Genomic DNA, 16,905 nt, shown 5'->3' on the forward strand with positions numbered 1-16,905 from the left:
TCCTCAGTCAGTTTTTGCCTCTGCCGGACTGGCCCGACAGACATCACCCTGGCAGACGAACGGCATCACCGCCCGCCCACCAAAATCGTTAAGCGTGACCAGATGCAGGCGGGTAAACTGCCCGGTACGCAGCATGTCGCTGGATTTCGGGGCTACCATCACCGGCTTAAAATCGACAGAGCTGAATTCCTTTCCGCTGGTGACCCCGACGACAGTCATGTAATAGGGTGTAGGGTTTTCCACCCGATAACCCCCTGCGGTTTTATGCAGTACCAGCTCCGTATCCTGGCGGCTGTAACGCTCCGGAATAATGGCGGCCGGGCGGTAGAAGAGTTTGATTTTGGTCTGCAGGGCGACCTGCAGTACGTTAGCCCGATCGCTCTTTGGTGGAACTTCTCTCACGCTGAACCAGAACAGGCTCTCCCGATCCTGTGGCAGGGAAGCGACTGACGGCAACGCCGTCACTCGAATGGCACTCTTTCCACCGGGCTCCACTCGCTGCAGCGGCGGGGTGGCCGTCAGGTAATCTGCCAGCTTGTTACCCTTCGCATCTTCCAGCCAAGCCTGGGCCAGGTAGGGTTTTTTCTGGCTGTCGTTGCTGATATTCAGCACCATACTTTTTTCGGAGCCCGGGAATATCGCCCGAGTCCGATCCAGGGCGATAGCCGCCTGAGCCGGCAAGCTCAGGCTGGCAGACACCATGCAGGTCGTCAGCAAACACATCGCGTACTTCATTTTTTTGTTCATCATGTCCGACTCTTGTTCTGTCTGTAAAAAAACGGTTTCGTTCCTACAGGGATATCTCGGCCCGGCACGGAAGCAGGAGCTGCCCGCTGATCCCGGTCAGGGACGATGGCAGCGTGGCCACACACTGCTGTTTGCCCCCCCAGTACACCCCCAGAGATTCGCCCGGGTTCACCCCGGTTATCCACGCTAGGCCCCCGTCACTCACCATGCCCAGCTCTCGTTCTTTTGCGTTACGCACGCTGGCGCCAAACGGAGGATGGGAGCCATCGGCCATCGCCAGAATCGCTACCACCTTGCTACCTTTCAGCACATCGAAGCGACGAAAACCAATTGCGCCCTCAGTCAGGGCGGCTTCTGCCACCGGCGTACCACCGACCTCCACATCATCCGGCAGGCGATTAACGTCGATACGGGTGGATGCGCGGTAGTAACTCGGGACAGAAGGCTCCACCGCAATCCCAAAGAAATTGTTTTTCCCGTTACGTCCCACCGGCACGCCGCTGATGCCATCGGTGCTGACCAGCATCCGGGTGCCGCCGCGGGGAGAGGCCCCGTGCAGCGCGGCCCCTTCCGCCGTTGCGGTCATGCCACCACTGAACGACAGGCCAAATGAGCTGTAGGCATTCTGCTGCCAGCCCACGTTGGCGGTGATATCCCCCATCGCGCCATAATGACTGTATAATCCACTCGCCTGGGTGGTCATGCTTTCCCCCTGGTTATTCCGGGTACCGGCACTCAGACGGTAACTGTCGCCCTCCTTCAGACGCTGATACCAGCTGGCTGACTGGGTGAAACTCTTGTTCTTGTTCCAGTTACCGTTATAGCTGGCTGTCCCGTTGCCCAGCGGCAGACTCAGGCTCAGCCACACCGCATCATCCGTACGCCCTTCGTACTCACTGCGGCTTGCCGAGAGCGACAGCGCCACATTGCGCCAGTCTCCGGCATCAAAATAGGTGCTGGCTGACAGACTGTAGCGGTCATCATTCACCCGGTCCCAGTAGGTCTGGTGTGACCAGCTCAGGCTGGTTGATATCCGTTGATCCGGGAAGCTTTTACTCGCGGTGACGGTGTACAGCTCCTTGCTGTTCCCCCGGGAACCATTGTGATAGCGACTGTTCAGATACTCAGTCATCGACAGGTAATTCCGCTCCGAGAAGCGGTAGCCGGCAAAGGTCACATCACCATTAAATTCTTCAAAACGTTTGGAATAACTGACCCGGTAGGAACGGCCACTCAGCGTCGTGTCACCCGGATACCGGGCCACTGACTGGGTGATATCTGTCGATATCGCCCCGAACTGGAACAAATCCCGCCCGATACCCAGCGCCACGCTGTTATAGTCTTGGGAAAAAATCCCGCCACCGTACAGCGACCAGGCATTGCTGACCCCCCAGGAGAGTTCGGCGGTCCCAAACATCGGACCTTCCACGTGATGGGAGTAGTCCGACGGTCGACCGACCGCCAGTTTGTAGCGCACCTGTCCCGGCCGGGTCAGGTACGGTATGGTGGCCGTGGTGGTCTGGAAGGTCTGTACCGTCCCGTCCTGCTCTTCCACCCGGACATCCAGCGTGCCGCTGGTAGCGCTGCCCAGCTCCTGAATACGAAACGGCCCTGCCGCCACCGTGGATTCATAGATGACACGCCCCTGCTGGCTGATAATAACCTTCGCATTGGTGCGGGCGATGCCGCTGACCTCCGGCGCATAGCCACGCAGCTTCGGCGGCAACTGGCTCTCATCGCTGACCAGTGACGCACCGGTGTAGCGCCAGGAATCAAACAGATCTGAGGATAGGTAATCTTCCCCGACTGTCATTTTGGCCATCAGCCCCGGCAGTGCCCGGTAGGCATAGATACGGCTCCAGTCAAACGTCCGCAGACTGCCGGGCTGCCCGGTGGTGTGGCTGTAATTCCCCTGCCAGTCTCCACGAAGACGCCAGGCGCCCAGATTGGCCCCCGTGGTCCCGCTGGCGCTGACGTTCTGGGATGGATTACCTTTATTTGGCCGGTTGTGGGTGGCATTGACGTTGTAATCCAGCAATAACCCCGGAATACCGTTTTCCCAGCGGGAAGGCGGCAGCCAACTCGCATCTTGGTACTCCAACCAGGACTGAGGAATAGCAATATGCAGAGAGGTTGTGGACAGGTCTCCCCGCAGCACCACCCCCTCAATAGCTGAAAAATCCCCGCATAATTCGTCTTTATCAAAGGCAATCTTTTCCAGCGCATCCGGCTTCAATCCCAACATATTCACCTGATCACGGGTCAGGCAGGTTTCAACAACCGCTTTTTTATCAGGTACCGTGGTTTTACGTTCCCGGAATACAATATGTTGTTCTGATATTTTCTGTCCGTTCAGTACCATGCTCAGTTGATATTCGCCGGGCATAATATAGCCGGCCTGCGAAAAGCGGGATAAATCAATATTACTGCGGTCTTCCGCATCCATTATATCGGTATTAAAATCAACCGAAGAAACCGAAAATGGAATACCCTGAATAAGCATAAAAATGCACACACTCAGGACTGAGCGCTGAAACATGCCTGATTTATTCATTTTTATACTTACCTAATTTCCCTGAAAATAAACGCACCAACTCCAGATGGTTAAAACAAAATAAAGAATGACCCGAAATCAGCAGAGTTGAATTACTGGTACACCACCATAAAGCGCAAACTGGCCGACCAAGAGCCTTCCTGCAGGGCTTCTCCGTTACGCATCACCCTCAGGTGATAATTCAGTTTCTGATCACCTTCGTTTAACGTCACCGCGCTGAAAGCCTGTCCGGGCAGAGCAATTTCACCCCGTTCATCCGTAAGCTGCAGCGCCAGCCCCTTTGCCTCACCGTGCAGGGCAAATAAACTTCGGGTCAGATAATCGGGTTCACCGTCAAAATACACCTGCGCACTTTGCCAGAGCGAGCCATCTTCTTTTTCAAGGCGACAGTTAATCAGTCGCAGTGAAAAGTCCCGGGTTGTCTGCCCGGAAAAAGACGATACCTGGTCAACAGAGACAGGGGGGAAATTCACTTCCTGCCACAAATCATCAGTGTGAATACCGCAGGCTGACGCCATGATTTCACCATTTAATCTGACAATCCCGTGCCCCTGGTCAGCCGGAGCGGCCAATACTGAGAGGCTGAGAAGCCGTATCAATACAACAGCAATAACCGGATGGTTCAGCATTCTGTTACTCCTGTATCCGGCGGATGATTCCGCCGGATATTAATCAGTTCAGGCTGAACGATTATTCGTACTGCATGGTGAAATCAGTGATGGCGTCAAACATACCTGGGACTGCGGAAACTCCGCTGATACCCTGCAGCCAGGCCGAGAATGCTAGGGTGTTGTTACCTTCGCTCATATCCTGGACAAATGTCTGCGTGTTAAGCTTAATCTGCTCACCGGTAGCAGCACCCAGCGCCACACCAGCACCGGATGCAGAACCAGTAATACCCAGCAGCTCAGTACCCTCAACCTTAGCACCGTTAAAAGTGATGTTAATGGTATTATTTTTCAGTGGCTTACCAGTAGCATCTTTACCTTCTTCCAGAACACAGTTTTCCAGTTTGATAAAGAACGGCTGAACGCTAGAGCGGCCTTCATTGTCCAGTGAATGTGCTGCAATCTGGCCAAGATCAATTTCCTGGTTGCTGCTTTCCGGGTTAATGGAGCATGGTGCATCAATGATGGTGCCGGTAAATTTAATAGAACCATGGCCCTGATCAACTACTTCAGCGGCGCTCACGCCCATTGCCGTCATACCCATTGCCAGAGCAAAAACAGACGCGATTTTATTTAATTTCATTAACTCAATCCTTATTAATAATAGTTACATCAATGATATACATCTGAAAAAAAACGATAAAAAATACTCGCCATTATGTTTACTTTGGCGAGATAACATAAATCCATTCATATGAATGGATGGCATAAGTATTTTTTATCTTTTACACCTTTTGGCGCTGAAATAATTATCAACAATTACCATGAAAACAGGAATACCATACCAATAAAGACTCATAAATCAATTTCATCGACTAAAAACAAAGACAATGGCAGCATTTATCACTAAAGAAGGTGGCTTACACAACCACAGTAGTGATAAATGCTAAAATAGAAACATAAATGTCGCCAAGAATTAAATGTAATGAAGCCTATATCGAGCAATAAAATACAAAATATAAACCCCCACAAAAAACAATAAACAATAAACAAACAATAAACGAAAGGGGGATTTTAGCTTATTGATAATAAAAACAATAAGATTGAAACTATATTCTGCGCCAGCCGATCGACAAACTAACATCTTCCTAGTTCATTACTCACACGCTTTCCCTCATGGTCATGTTGTTTGGTCAGCCTTAGTAGGGGTCCTCATTGAAAATAGTGATCATCTGGCCGTCACCAAACTTGACCTATAAGCCTAGTGGGAGCGAAGCTGCAAAAGGCTACATCTGACTTTTTTGAACTGGAACTGAGTAAAAATCACCCACCTGTGAAATGGTTATCATAGCGATTACCCATTGATAATTCGGCGAGTTGTGATGTTGTCGCAGGAGAAAGTTTTGATGACAGGGACGAGTAGCGTTTACTTGCTGAGGAGCTTTCCCTGCTACTAGGGGTCAGTTTGGATATCGAAAATTATTGTACTATAAGGACTTCCCCGGCATGTCAAAGCCGGTATTTATGGTTTCTGTCTGCTCTTCAGTAAAAATAAAGGGGAGAGACTGCGGTACTATAAACGGCCATGATGAATCGTCATCGATTCGGGCCCTGATGAAAGACGCGCGTGAGGTTCTTGTTCGTTAAGCGGATACGTATATCCTGTACAATAGCCAGATAGGCCTCACGGGGTCTAACCCTTTATCATCAACGAATTGCAGGTCAGATGGTTATACAGCTTCGAGCTTTAGTTGACTGAGTACAGCCGGAAATCATCACCGTAATGTAGTGATGCCCAACACAGCCGCGCATTTTTGGCGGCGATGGCCACAACAGCCCGCCAGTACCCTCTGCGCTCAACCAACATACAAACCCAACGGCTGAATGAGTCAGTCCTTTTCCCGGCGCCAATAAGCACTGAACGAGCCCCCTGAACCAGAAGCGTTCGCAGATACGAATCACCGGCTTTTGTGATCCTGCCGAGTTTCGACTTTCCCCCGCTGCTGTATTGTGATGGCGTCAGCCCCAGCCAGGCTGCCAGTTGACGTCCATTTTTAAAATCATGTGCATTACCGATACTGGCGACCAGTGCACAGGCCGTTGTGGGACCAACGCCCTTTAGCTCCATCAGCCGCTGACTGCGATGATCTGTTTTGGCTATGTGGGACAAAATTCGGTCATATTCAGTGATGTTAGCTTCAATGCGATCAACGTGTTCCATCAAATCATCAACACATTGCTGAACCTGAAGCGGTAAAGAGCTCTTCTGCACAGAAACCATGTGGCGCAGGGCATCAGCACTTTGTGGCGCGATGACACCGAATTCAGATATCAATCCTCGCAGACGATTATACGTTGCTGTTTTCTCTTCGATAAAACCCTGACGGGTACGATGTAAACACTGCATGGCCTGCTGGCTTTCGTCTTTCACTGGTACGAACCGCATATGCGGACGACGAACAGCTTCACAGATAGCCTGAGCATCAGCTGCATCATTTTTTCCTGATTTTCCGGCCATACGATAAGGCGATACAAACTTAGCAGCCATCAGACGTGGCTCATGACCATACTGCCGAAACAATCTTGCCCAGTAGTGAGCCCCGGAGCATGCTTCCATCCCGATAACACAGGGAGGCAAACTTGCAATTAACTCAGGAAGTGCAGCACGCGATACTTTAGGCTTAACCAGAACAGTTCTACCATTTTGATCAACACCGTGAACAGCAAACACATTTTTAGCAAGATCGATACCGACAGTCGTGATAGTCATAACGAATTCCTCCGGGACGATGTGTACCCCATGATTGCACAAGAGTTAATCAGGCGCATAATCAGGGGAAGTCCCTTCCATTCGTTAAGGTTGTTTTTTGAACTTTCTACTTTAGCGGGCCTCAGCCGACGAAACTTATCGGAAGCCGGTATCCGGTTGCTTTTCCAGATATAATCGCCTGTCAGATTGATGTGCTCCCAGCCCAACGGCGACAAATGCGACAACAGTTGCTCGTTCATCTTCAGCACCTTCCGCTTCAGGGCATCGATAGATCTTTCCATATAGACAGTATTCCACAGGGATATGGCAGCTGTCAGGAGCGTCAGTCCACTGGCACGATAACTCTGATTTTCCGGTTTTCGGTCCCTGATTTCTCCCAGCCGGTGCAGGAATACCGCCCGCGCCAGTGCGTTACGTGCCTCACCTTTATTCAGCCCCGCCGGCGCAGTGCAGGAACGGAACCAGCCGAGCCACTCAATACGGCCAATTTCTCTCAGTGCTTTGGCCAGCTCGTTTTGCTTGGGGTAGCTGGCTAGTTTTTTCAGCATCAGAGATGCTGTCACGGTTCCCTGCTTTATCAAGGTCGCCAGACGCAGCACTTCACGCCAGTGAATTTCGATCTATTTCAGATTCAGGGTGGTCGTTGATATCAGTGACTGAAGCGCCGGGTACTGGTCCGCTTTCCCTTTGATAAACTGCTTATTGTCGTGGAGATCCCTGATTCGCGGACAGAACGCAAACCCCAGCAGATGCATCAGGGCAAAAACATGATCGGTGAAACCCGCGGTATCGGTGTAATGCTCCCTGATTTCCAGGCCGCTTTCATGGTACAGCAAGCCATCTAAAGATACAGGGGGATAAAACAGACGATGCAACTGAGCAGGCTGACGCTGAGAAGTAAAAAGCCGGAGCTTGTGGAGCAGGAACTGTGGGGCGTCTTGCTGGCTTATAATCTGGTGAGATATCAGATAATTAAGATGGTGTGACATCTGAAAGGATACTGACCGAATCAGCTGAGCTTCTCAGGATCATGTGGAATGGTAATGAGAATGCTGATGACTCTGCAGGGTGATTCACCGGGGCGAATCCCGGAGCTGATGCGTGATCTTGAAAGTATAGGGCAGCTGGTAAAATTACCGACAAGAGGGGAAAGGGCCTTCCCGAGAGTGGTAAAGGAAAGGCCCTGGAGATACCCCACAGCCCCGAAAAAGGGCCAGTCAGTGTCTTAACTGACTGGCATTACTCCGCTGTGAGGGTATTTTTTTGCCCTCATCAACGTCCTGATGGCGCATCGCTTATCAGACCTACGCGTCACTTATGCCATAACGATATTGCACAAATCCTCATTAAACCGCTGATACAACGCTTCATCTATCGGCTGCGGGTAGCTCAGCACAATCAATTTATGATCGGCAATCCCTGCGTGATAGGTCGGGTGCGCATGTGACCATGGGTTAGCGAAGAAGCCCATGCCCTCATAAAAACGCAGACGCTTGTGCGCAATCTCGGTGGTCAGCGGATCGATTTCCAGAATCGTTTTTGGCGCACGCGCCAGAATCTGCCCCAGCAGTCGCTTGCCGTAGCCCTGTGAGCGCAGGCTGCTGTCAATCGCCAGGTGTTCGATGTAGACGTAGCCATCGAACGCCCATGTGCCGCTCATTCCAATAAACTGCTCGCCGTCAAACCATGCTTCGAGTGCGAAGTGCGGATCGATTAGCGCGCGTTGTTTGGCGAGAAGTTCACGCTGTTCGTGCCACGGGAAAGCTTGCGCGTAGAGCGTATCCAGCGGTGGGAACAAAGGAGAGTCGGTAGAGGTGAGTTTCCTGGAGGTTAGCATTTGATGAGTACCGGTGAAATTCAGAATTTGAGTGATGGCCCCTCACCCCGGCCCTCTCCCCTGAGGGGCGAGGGAGAAAACCAGATTGGTGCGAAATCGACCATCTGCTCTTCACATCAGGCTGTGGAAGAAACCCGATCGGCGCTGAATGTTAACCCTGCATCGAACGGTCCCCTCTCCCCTGTGGGGAGAGGGTTAGGGTGAGGGGAAAAAGGCGCAGAACAAATTACTGCTGCGCCTTCTTCGCTAACCCATCCAGCAGTTTTTGATGAATACCACCAAACCCGCCGTTGCTCATCACCAGAATATGGTCGCCAGGTTCCGCGTTTTTAATCACCATATCCGCCAGCACGTCAACGTCAGCGCTCCAGTGGGCGGGCTGCACGCAGGCTTCCGCCACTTCCGCAACCTGCCACGGAATATGCTGAGGTTGCAGCAGGAACACTTCATCAGCACGGCCTAAAGACGGTGCTAAATCATCTTTGCAGACGCCCATTTTCATGGTGTTAGAGCGAGGCTCCAGCACGGCGATGATTTTCGCGGTGCCGCCGACTTTACCGCGCAGCGCCTGCAGCGTGGCGAGGATAGCCGTTGGGTGATGCGCGAAATCGTCATACACGCAGACGCCGTTGGCTTCACCGCGTAGCTCAAGGCGACGACGAGCGTTGATAAAGCCACCCAGCGCATTAGCGGCGTCGGCTGGAAGCACGCCCACGTGACGCGCGGCAGCAATCGCCATCAGGCCATTGTGCATGTTGTGCTCGCCGACCAGGCCCCACTTCACTTCACCGACTTTTTCGCCGTCGAGCAGCACTTCCCACTCGGAGGCGTCGGTATTGAGTTTCTTCGCCTGCCAGTGGCCCTGCTCGCCGACCAGCTCCTGCTCGCTCCAGCAGCCCATCGCCATCACCTGTTTCAGGTTAGCGTCGTTCTCTGGCAGGATAATGCGGCCTTGCCCCGGCACAATACGCACCAGGTGGTGGAACTGTTTCTGAATAGCTTTCAGATCGTCGAAAATGTCCGCGTGATCGAACTCAAGGTTGTTGAGGACCAGCGTGCGCGGGCAGTAATGAACGAATTTGGAGCGCTTATCAAAGAAGGCGCAGTCGTATTCATCAGCTTCAATCACGAAGAATGGGCTGTCGCCCAGACGTGCGGAAACATCAAAGTTACCCGGCAGGCCGCCTATCACAAAGCCCGGCTTGTAGCCGCATGCTTCGAGGATCCAGGTCGCCATGCCCGCGGTGGTGGTTTTACCGTGCGTACCGGCAATCGCCACGACCCAGCGGTCGCGCAGCACGAAATCATGCAGCCACTGTGGGCCAGACATGTACGGAATGTTTTTCTCCAGCACCGCTTCAACACACGGATTACCGCGCGTCATGGCGTTGCCGATGATCACCAGATCCGGCTGAGAGTCGAGCTGACTTGCGTCATAACCTTGAATTAAATCAATACCTTGCTTTTCAAGCAGCGTGCTCATCGGGGGATACACATTGGCATCCGAACCCGTGACTTCGTGACCCAATGAGCGGGCCAGCATTGCCAGGCCGCCCATGAAGGTGCCGCAAATACCCAAAATATGAATGCGCATACGTTACTGTCCTTTTTTAATCTGCCCCGCATTTTACCCATATGTTTACCGCCAGAGAAATGCATTTCAGGATATTCCGTAGTTTGCTGGCGCGATTCACCTGTGCGTATTTTTTTTATTCTTTGTTAAGATTGTTGCAGTCGTTTTACTCAACATCCACTGTCAGGGAAAGTGTTATGAAAACGTTAGGTGAATTTATTGTCGAAAAGCAGCATGAGTTCTCTCATGCTACCGGTGAGCTTACTGCTTTGCTGTCGGCAATAAAGTTAGGTGCCAAGATCATCCACCGCGATATCAATAAGGCCGGTCTGGTCGATATCCTGGGTGCCAGCGGCGCAGAAAACGTACAGGGAGAAGTACAGCAAAAGCTCGATCTCTTCGCGAACGAGAAACTGAAAGCCGCATTACGAGCACGTGACATCGTCGCCGGTATCGCCTCTGAAGAAGAAGACGAAATCGTCGTCTTTGACGGCTGCGAGCATGCGAAATACGTGGTCTTGATGGATCCGCTGGATGGCTCATCTAATATCGACGTTAACGTTTCAGTCGGAACAATTTTCTCTATCTACCGCCGCGTAACCCCAGTAGGTACGCCGGTCACCGAGGAAGATTTCCTCCAGCCGGGTAATCGCCAGGTTGCTGCCGGTTATGTGGTTTACGGCTCTTCAACCATGCTGGTGTACACCACCGGTTGTGGCGTACATGCCTTTACCTACGACCCTTCGCTGGGTGTGTTCTGCTTAAGCCAGGAGCGTATGCGCTTCCCGGAACGCGGCAACACCTATTCCATCAACGAAGGTAACTACATCAAATTCCCGAACGGGGTGAAGAAGTACATCAAGTTCTGTCAGGAAGAAGATACCAACACGCAGCGCCCGTACACCTCGCGCTACATTGGTTCTCTGGTGGCGGATTTCCACCGCAACCTGTTGAAGGGCGGGATTTATTTGTACCCAAGCACGGCAAGCCACCCGGATGGGAAGCTGCGTTTACTGTACGAGTGCAACCCGATGGCGTTCCTCGCGGAACAGGCTGGCGGTAAGGCCAGCGATGGGAAAGAGCGTATTCTGGATATTCAGCCGGAAACGCTGCACCAGCGTCGTTCGTTCTTCGTTGGTAACAACCATATGGTTGAAGATGTTGAGCGTTTGATTCGTGAGTATCCGGACGCGTAATAGGTTTAGATTTGGGAGTCTTCCCCTCACCCTAACCCTCTCCCCATAGGGGAGAGGGGACCGATCGGCGCGGTTTTTACCGCCGGTGACAGTCTGGTTTTCTCCCTCGCCCCTCTGGGGAGAGGGGACCGATCGGCGCGGTTTTTACTGCCGGTGACGGTCTGGTTTTCTCCCTCGATCCTCTGGGGAGAGGGGACCGATCGGCGCGGTTTTTACTGCCGGTGACGGTCTGGTTTTCTCCCTCGCCCCTCTGGGGAGAGGGGACCGATCGGCGCAGTTTTTACTGCCGGTGACGGTCTGGTTTTCTCCCTCGCCCCTCTGGGGAGAGGGGACAGATCGGCGCGGTTTTTACTGCCGGTGACGGTCTGGTTTTCTCCCTCGCCCCTCTGGGGAGAGGGCCGGGGTGAGGGGAAGCTCCGGTTACGACACCTGCAACCGGAACGACGCCATCGCTGACGCCAGCGCCTGCGACTGCTCTTCCAGCGAGCGGGTTGCCGCCGAAGACTGCTGTACCAGCGCCGCATTCTGCTGCGCAGTTTCATCCATCTGACTCACCGCAATATTCACCTGCTCAATACCACGGCTCTGCTCCTGCGACGCGCTGGCAATCTCACGCATCAATTTGGTCATACGCATCACTTCGCTGGCAATCTCATCCATGGTTTCACCCGCTTGCTGCGCCAGGTCACTGCCTTCATTAACATGCGTTTGCGAGGCGGAAATCAGCTGGCGGATCTCTTTTGCCGCGTCGGCGCTGCGGCTGGCTAGATTACGCACCTCGCCCGCCACCACCGCAAAACCCCGTCCCTGCTCGCCCGCACGTGCCGCTTCTACCGAGGCATTCAGCGCCAGGATGTTGGTCTGGAAGGCAATGCCGTCAATCACGCCAAGAATATCGGCGATGCGGTTGGCGCTACCGGCAATATCCTGCATTTTTTCAATCACGTAGCAGACCATTTCGCTCCCACGGTCGGCGGTGTCGGAGACATCTTTCGCCAACTTATGCGCCTGATCGGCGTTGTCGGCGTTCTGCTTCACGGTAGCGGTCAGTTCTTCCATGCTGGCAGCGGTTTGCTCAAGCGACGTGGCCGTTGACTCGGTACGCTGCGCCAGATGGTTATTGCCAGCAGTCAGTTCACGGCTGCCAACATCAATCTGCGAACTAGCATCGCGCACGCGCATCACCGAATTCATCATCGACTCACGCATACCTTCAATAGCCATGTTCAGACGCTTAATTTCCGCGCTGCTGGCCTTAAGCGGCGAATGGGTTAAGTCACCGGCGGCCACCTGTTCAAGTTTACCAATCGCTGCCGCCAGAGGTTTCAGCAACAGATGCTGCAACTGTAGCCAGCCCAGTGCGATGGCCCCGGCGGTCAGGGCAATCGCGATAATCATCAGCACAAGCACACGATTTTTGGTGCTGTGTACCGCTGCGAGTTCAATCTGGCCGCGGGATTTTCCCCAACTCTGGAACGCATGAATGGCGTTATCAAATTGACGGGAAACGGGGATCATGGTCTTTTCCAGAAGATCGTAATAGCCGTCGACGTTTTGCTGCGCCAGCGATGCCAGCATGGGTTTGATCCCCTGCGCATTGTAGACCTCGTAGTTTTTTGCCACGTCCGCCAACAGCTTCGCCCCATCAGCATCGTCTATCGGCGATCGGCTGACGGTGGTAATAATTTTTTGCGCCTGCGTCACTTCCCCATTGAGTTGTTTAACCGCTTTTGCCGCATCGTCCAGCATACCGATTTCCATCAGCCGCACCGCTTGGCTCGCTTCATTTCGGGCGCGCAGCAGCAGCGTATAGCCTTCGTTGAGCTGGGCCATTTGGTCACTTTGCAGATGGTCAATACGCTGTAATGACGTAGAGCTTTGGGTGAGAGCGTAAATGCCGATGCCGCTGACCAGAATCAGCAACAGGGTCATCACGGCGAGCAAAGAAAGCAGGCCGGTACGGATAGAAAGCGTTTTTAGCATCATAGTGTTGTCCGGTAGCAGGGGTACGTTTGGCGTAAAAGAAAAGTATCGGCTGCTACCGGAAAAGCTTTAGCGTTTCAGCATGTTAGTTCTTTGTTACTTCGACGTTGACGCGGGTGACCGCCGCATTCTGTCGGTTCTCCCACAGCACGGTCAGACCACGCTGAAGGGCGATAAAAATAAACAGCAGAATGCCGATGGCAATTTTGGTCCACCAGGAGCTTAGCGTGCCGTCGAAGTTGATATAGGTCTGAATCAGCCCCTGAATGCCCACGCCGAACAGCGCGCCGAGGACGGTACCGACGCCCCCACTGAGCAGCGTACCGCCAATCACCACCGATGCGATAGCATCCAGCTCGACCCCAACCCCTGCCAATGCGTAACCCGCCTGGGTATAAATCGAGAACACGATCCCCGCCAGCGTCGCCAGCCCGGTCGATAACATATAGATGCGCACAATGGTGCTACGGGTCGGAATACCCATCAGATTCGCCGAGGTCGCGCTACCGCCGATGGCATACACCTGATTGCCAAAGCGAGTACGGTGAGCGAGGAAAATCCCCAGGATCACCACCAGCAGCATCAGCAGCCCCATGGCGCTTAGGCGCCCGCCGCCGGGGATGGTCCACGCCAGCCCAGAGAGCGTGTCGTAAACCGGATGATCGATAGGAATCGACTCTTCAGACACCAGATAGCTGACGCCGCGCAGGAAGAACATCCCCGCCAGCGTAATGATGAACGCGGGGATCTTCAGCGCATCAATCAGCCAGCCCATAAAGGCCCCAAAGGCGCAGCCCATCACCAGTACTAGCGGAAAAGCCACCAGCGGCGACAATCCCCAGAAGCCGATAGCCTTGGCGAGGAATACGCCGGTAAACGCGATCACTGAACCGACCGACAGATCGATCCCGCCGGAGAGGATCACAAAGGTCATCCCCACCGCGACGATCCCCAGAAACGCGTTATCGGTCAGAATGTTGCATATGACCCGGGTGGAGGCGAAGCCGGGAAACTGGGTCAGGCAGTAGAGATAGCCGAGGACAAACACGCCCAGCGTAATCATCAGCGGCAAATTACGTTTTATCATGGCCCCGTATCCTTTTCAGAATCTCAATAAAGCGCGATGACTGGACGATCAGCACGCACATCACCACCACTGCTTTCACAACCTGATTCAGTTCCGGCGGGAAGCCGGAGAGTAAAATCCCGGTGTTCATGCCCTGAATAATCAGCGCGCCCACTACCGACAGCAGCAGGTTAAAGCGCCCGCCCATCAACGAGCCACCGCCGATAACCACCGCCAGAATGGCATCCAGCTCCAGCCACAGCCCGGCGTTATTGGCGTCGGCGCCGCGAATATCCGCCGCGACGATGACCCCGGCAATCGCGGCACACACGCCGCTCAACACATACGCCAGCATCACCACGATACGGGTATTCACCCCAGCGTTTTTCGCCGCGCGGATGTTAATCCCCACCGCTTCAATAAACATGCCGAGAGCCGTTTTACGGGCCACCAGCCAGAAGATAACGAGGGTGACCAGGGCGATAATCACCGGCGTGGGAAACAGCAACATTTTACCGCTGCCAAGCCAGGCCAGCGCTGGCGAATCGAAGGTGACAATCTGCCCGGAGGTGATGAGCTGCGCCACACCGCGCCCGGCCACCATCAGGATAAGCGTCGCCACAAAGGGCTGTATTTTGAGAATGGCGACCAGGATACCGTTCCACAGTCCGGCCAGTACGCCGGAACCCAGCGCCGCCAGCAGGACAATCGGCAGGCTGTGTCCGGCAACGGTCATCGAGGCCGCGGTAGCCCCGGCAATCGCCATCACCGCCCCCACGGACAGGTCGATGCCGCCGGTGGCTATCACCAGCGTCATGCCAATCGCCAGCAACGCCACCGGGGCGGCACGGTTAAGGATGTCGATAGGGCTGCCGAACAGGCGGCCATCCTGGAGCGTTATCTGGAAGAAATGCGGCGCCACCAGGCTATCAACCAGCAACACCAGAATTAAGGCCGCAATTTGCGGCATCCCCGGCGGCCAGCGAAAGCGCCGCCCGGATGGCTTTGTTTGGGGTACGGATCGGGGCATCACGGTTAACTCCTTAGGCCGCAATAGCGTTCATGATGGCAGGAACGGAGAGCTCATCCAGTGGGATCTCGGCGATCTGCTGGCGATCACGCAAGATGATCACCCGATCGGCGTAGCCCACCAGTTCTTCCAGTTCCGACGAGATAACCAATAACGCCAGGCCGTCCGCGCACAGGGTTTCAATCAGGCGAATGATCTCCGCATGAGCCCCCACATCGATCCCGCGCGTCGGTTCGTCGAGGATCAAGAATTGGGGACGTGTCAGCAGCCAGCGCGACAGCAGCACCTTCTGCTGATTACCGCCGGAGAGAAACTCCACCGGCTGCTCGGCGCTGGGGGTGCGGATCCCAAGCTGGCGAATAAAGCGCTCGGCAATGTCGTTTTGCTCTTTGCGCGGGATCGGCCGCAGCCAGCCGCGCTGCGCCTGCAACGCGAGAATGATATTTTCACGGACGGAGGCGGCGGCAATAATACCGTCGGTTTTACGATCCTCAGGGCAAAAACCGATCCCCAGACACGATGCCTGATGCGGCGATCGCAGGGTTTGCGGTTTGCCTTTGATCGTCGCCTGCCCGCTATCGGCAGGGCGAATGCCGAAGATCACCTCGGCGGTTTCGGTGCGCCCGGATCCTAACAGTCCCGCAAGGCCGACAATTTCGCCAGGACGGACGTGGAGATCGAACGGCGCGATGGTGCCGTTTTTGCCGTAGCCTTCAAACGAGGCTACCGGTTTGTCACTCAGCAACGTGCGCCCGGCGCGCTGTAGCGCCTGGTGTTCCAGTTCGCGGCCAAGCATCATTTTGACCAGCTCAATCTGCGGCAGCTCGCGGGTTTCCCGGCAGCCGACAAAGCTGCCGTTGCGCAGGACGGTGATCCTGTCGCTGACGGCGTAGACCTGATCGAGGAAGTGGGTGACGAAGATCAGGCTGACGCCCTGGTCGCGCAGTTGGCGCATTAGGGTGAAAAGCATTTCCACCTCTTTGGTGTCGAGGCTGGCGGTCGGTTCATCGAGGATCAAAACCTTGGCGGAGAGATCGATAGCCCGACAGATAGCGACGATCTGCTGCATCGCCACCGAAAAACGGTTTAAGGGCTCGCGGACGTCAAGGGAGAAACCGTAGGAAGCCATAAGCGCGGTAGCGCGCTTTTCCATCTCTTTACGCCGCAGGAAGCCAAAGCGTTTGGGTTCGCGGCCAATAAACAGGTTATCCGCCACCGACATATTCGGCAGCAGGTTCACTTCCTGATACACCGTGCCGATCCCCAATTGTTGGGCATGAGCGGTGTTTTTCGGATTGATTTGCTGGCCTTCCAGCCAGATGGTGCCGCTGTTAGCGTGGTAGACGCCGGTCAGGGCTTTAATCAGCGTGGATTTTCCGGCCCCGTTTTCGCCCAAAAGCGCCATGATTTCGCCACGACGCAGGCTAAAATTGACATTATCCAGCGCCTTAACGCCGGGGAAGTACTGGCAGAGTCCCTCGGTACGGAGGATTTCTGGGTTGGTTTCAGTGGTCATTGTGCGCTCCCCCTCACCCTAGCCC

At 54.2% G+C, this 16,905-nt stretch carries 12 protein-coding genes and 2 pseudogenes; 2 read left to right on the forward strand and 12 right to left on the reverse strand.

The window, feature by feature from the left end:
- Nucleotides 1-3: 3 nt before the first annotated feature.
- The 6 genes and pseudogenes from U0026_RS20130 to U0026_RS20155 form a co-directional block, all read right to left on the reverse strand.
- A complete protein-coding gene (locus U0026_RS20130) occupies nucleotides 4-750 on the reverse strand; it encodes a fimbrial biogenesis chaperone (RefSeq protein ID WP_373859564.1) in 747 nt (248 codons plus the stop codon).
- Between the two features lie 40 nt (nucleotides 751-790).
- On the reverse strand, nucleotides 791-3,286 hold the full coding sequence (locus U0026_RS20135; RefSeq protein ID WP_373859563.1) for a fimbria/pilus outer membrane usher protein: 2,496 nt from the start codon (nucleotides 3,284-3,286) through the stop codon (nucleotides 791-793).
- Between the two features lie 107 nt (nucleotides 3,287-3,393).
- Nucleotides 3,394-3,930, reverse strand: a complete 537-nt coding sequence (locus U0026_RS20140; protein ID WP_062777741.1) for a fimbrial protein — start codon at nucleotides 3,928-3,930, stop codon at nucleotides 3,394-3,396.
- Between the two features lie 61 nt (nucleotides 3,931-3,991).
- Nucleotides 3,992-4,552, reverse strand: coding sequence for a fimbrial protein (locus tag U0026_RS20145; protein ID WP_062777740.1), 561 nt, complete (start codon nucleotides 4,550-4,552; stop codon nucleotides 3,992-3,994).
- Nucleotides 4,553-5,656: 1,104 nt separating this feature from the next.
- Nucleotides 5,657-6,679 (reverse strand): IS110 family RNA-guided transposase, encoded by a 1,023-nt coding sequence (locus U0026_RS20150; RefSeq protein WP_000156887.1) that lies wholly within the window; start codon nucleotides 6,677-6,679, stop codon nucleotides 5,657-5,659.
- An 84-nt stretch (nucleotides 6,680-6,763) separates the two neighbouring features.
- Nucleotides 6,764-7,524 (reverse strand): annotated as a pseudogene (locus U0026_RS20155) (Tn3 family transposase); the annotation flags it as partial.
- Between the two features lie 3 nt (nucleotides 7,525-7,527).
- Here U0026_RS20155 and U0026_RS20160 point away from each other — a divergent pair.
- Nucleotides 7,528-7,908, forward strand: a pseudogene (locus tag U0026_RS20160) (IS4 family transposase); the annotation flags it as partial.
- Between the two features lie 86 nt (nucleotides 7,909-7,994).
- Here U0026_RS20160 and U0026_RS20165 read toward each other — a convergent pair.
- Nucleotides 7,995-8,516, reverse strand: a complete 522-nt coding sequence (locus U0026_RS20165) for a GNAT family N-acetyltransferase (RefSeq protein ID WP_062777734.1) — start codon at nucleotides 8,514-8,516, stop codon at nucleotides 7,995-7,997.
- 226 nt (nucleotides 8,517-8,742) lie between these two features.
- The gene (gene mpl, locus U0026_RS20170; protein WP_062777733.1) at nucleotides 8,743-10,110 is read right to left on the reverse strand and encodes a UDP-N-acetylmuramate:L-alanyl-gamma-D-glutamyl-meso-diaminopimelate ligase; all 1,368 of its coding nucleotides are present in this window, start codon (nucleotides 10,108-10,110) and stop codon (nucleotides 8,743-8,745) included.
- Between the two features lie 176 nt (nucleotides 10,111-10,286).
- Here mpl and fbp point away from each other — a divergent pair, with 176 nt between their 5' ends.
- Complete coding sequence (fbp, locus tag U0026_RS20175) at nucleotides 10,287-11,285, forward strand: class 1 fructose-bisphosphatase (RefSeq protein ID WP_062777731.1); 999 nt, start codon at nucleotides 10,287-10,289, stop codon at nucleotides 11,283-11,285.
- A gap of 420 nt (nucleotides 11,286-11,705) precedes the next feature.
- Here fbp and U0026_RS20180 read toward each other — a convergent pair whose 3' ends face one another.
- The 4 genes from U0026_RS20180 to ytfR all read right to left on the reverse strand — a co-directional run bounded on the left by U0026_RS20180 (nucleotide 11,706) and on the right by ytfR (nucleotide 16,880).
- Nucleotides 11,706-13,268: a methyl-accepting chemotaxis protein gene (locus U0026_RS20180; RefSeq protein ID WP_062776126.1), complete on the reverse strand. Its 1,563-nt coding sequence runs from the start codon at nucleotides 13,266-13,268 to the stop codon at nucleotides 11,706-11,708.
- A gap of 85 nt (nucleotides 13,269-13,353) precedes the next feature.
- On the reverse strand, nucleotides 13,354-14,355 hold the full coding sequence (gene yjfF, locus U0026_RS20185) for a galactofuranose ABC transporter, permease protein YjfF (protein WP_062776121.1): 1,002 nt from the start codon (nucleotides 14,353-14,355) through the stop codon (nucleotides 13,354-13,356).
- A complete protein-coding gene (ytfT, locus tag U0026_RS20190; protein WP_126440901.1) occupies nucleotides 14,342-15,367 on the reverse strand; it encodes a galactofuranose ABC transporter, ATP-binding protein YtfT in 1,026 nt (341 codons plus the stop codon). The genes yjfF and ytfT overlap by 14 nt, the downstream gene beginning before the upstream one ends.
- Before the next feature lie 10 nt (nucleotides 15,368-15,377).
- Nucleotides 15,378-16,880 carry a galactofuranose ABC transporter, ATP-binding protein YtfR gene (gene ytfR / locus U0026_RS20195; protein WP_062776117.1) on the reverse strand — a complete coding sequence of 501 codons (1,503 nt, stop codon included), beginning with the start codon at nucleotides 16,878-16,880 and terminating at the stop codon, nucleotides 15,378-15,380.
- Nucleotides 16,881-16,905 lie beyond the last annotated feature (25 nt).

Origin of the sequence: Kluyvera intermedia (assembly GCF_034424175.1) — a bacterium.
GTDB classification, from domain to species: Bacteria; Pseudomonadota; Gammaproteobacteria; order Enterobacterales; family Enterobacteriaceae; genus Kluyvera; species Kluyvera intermedia.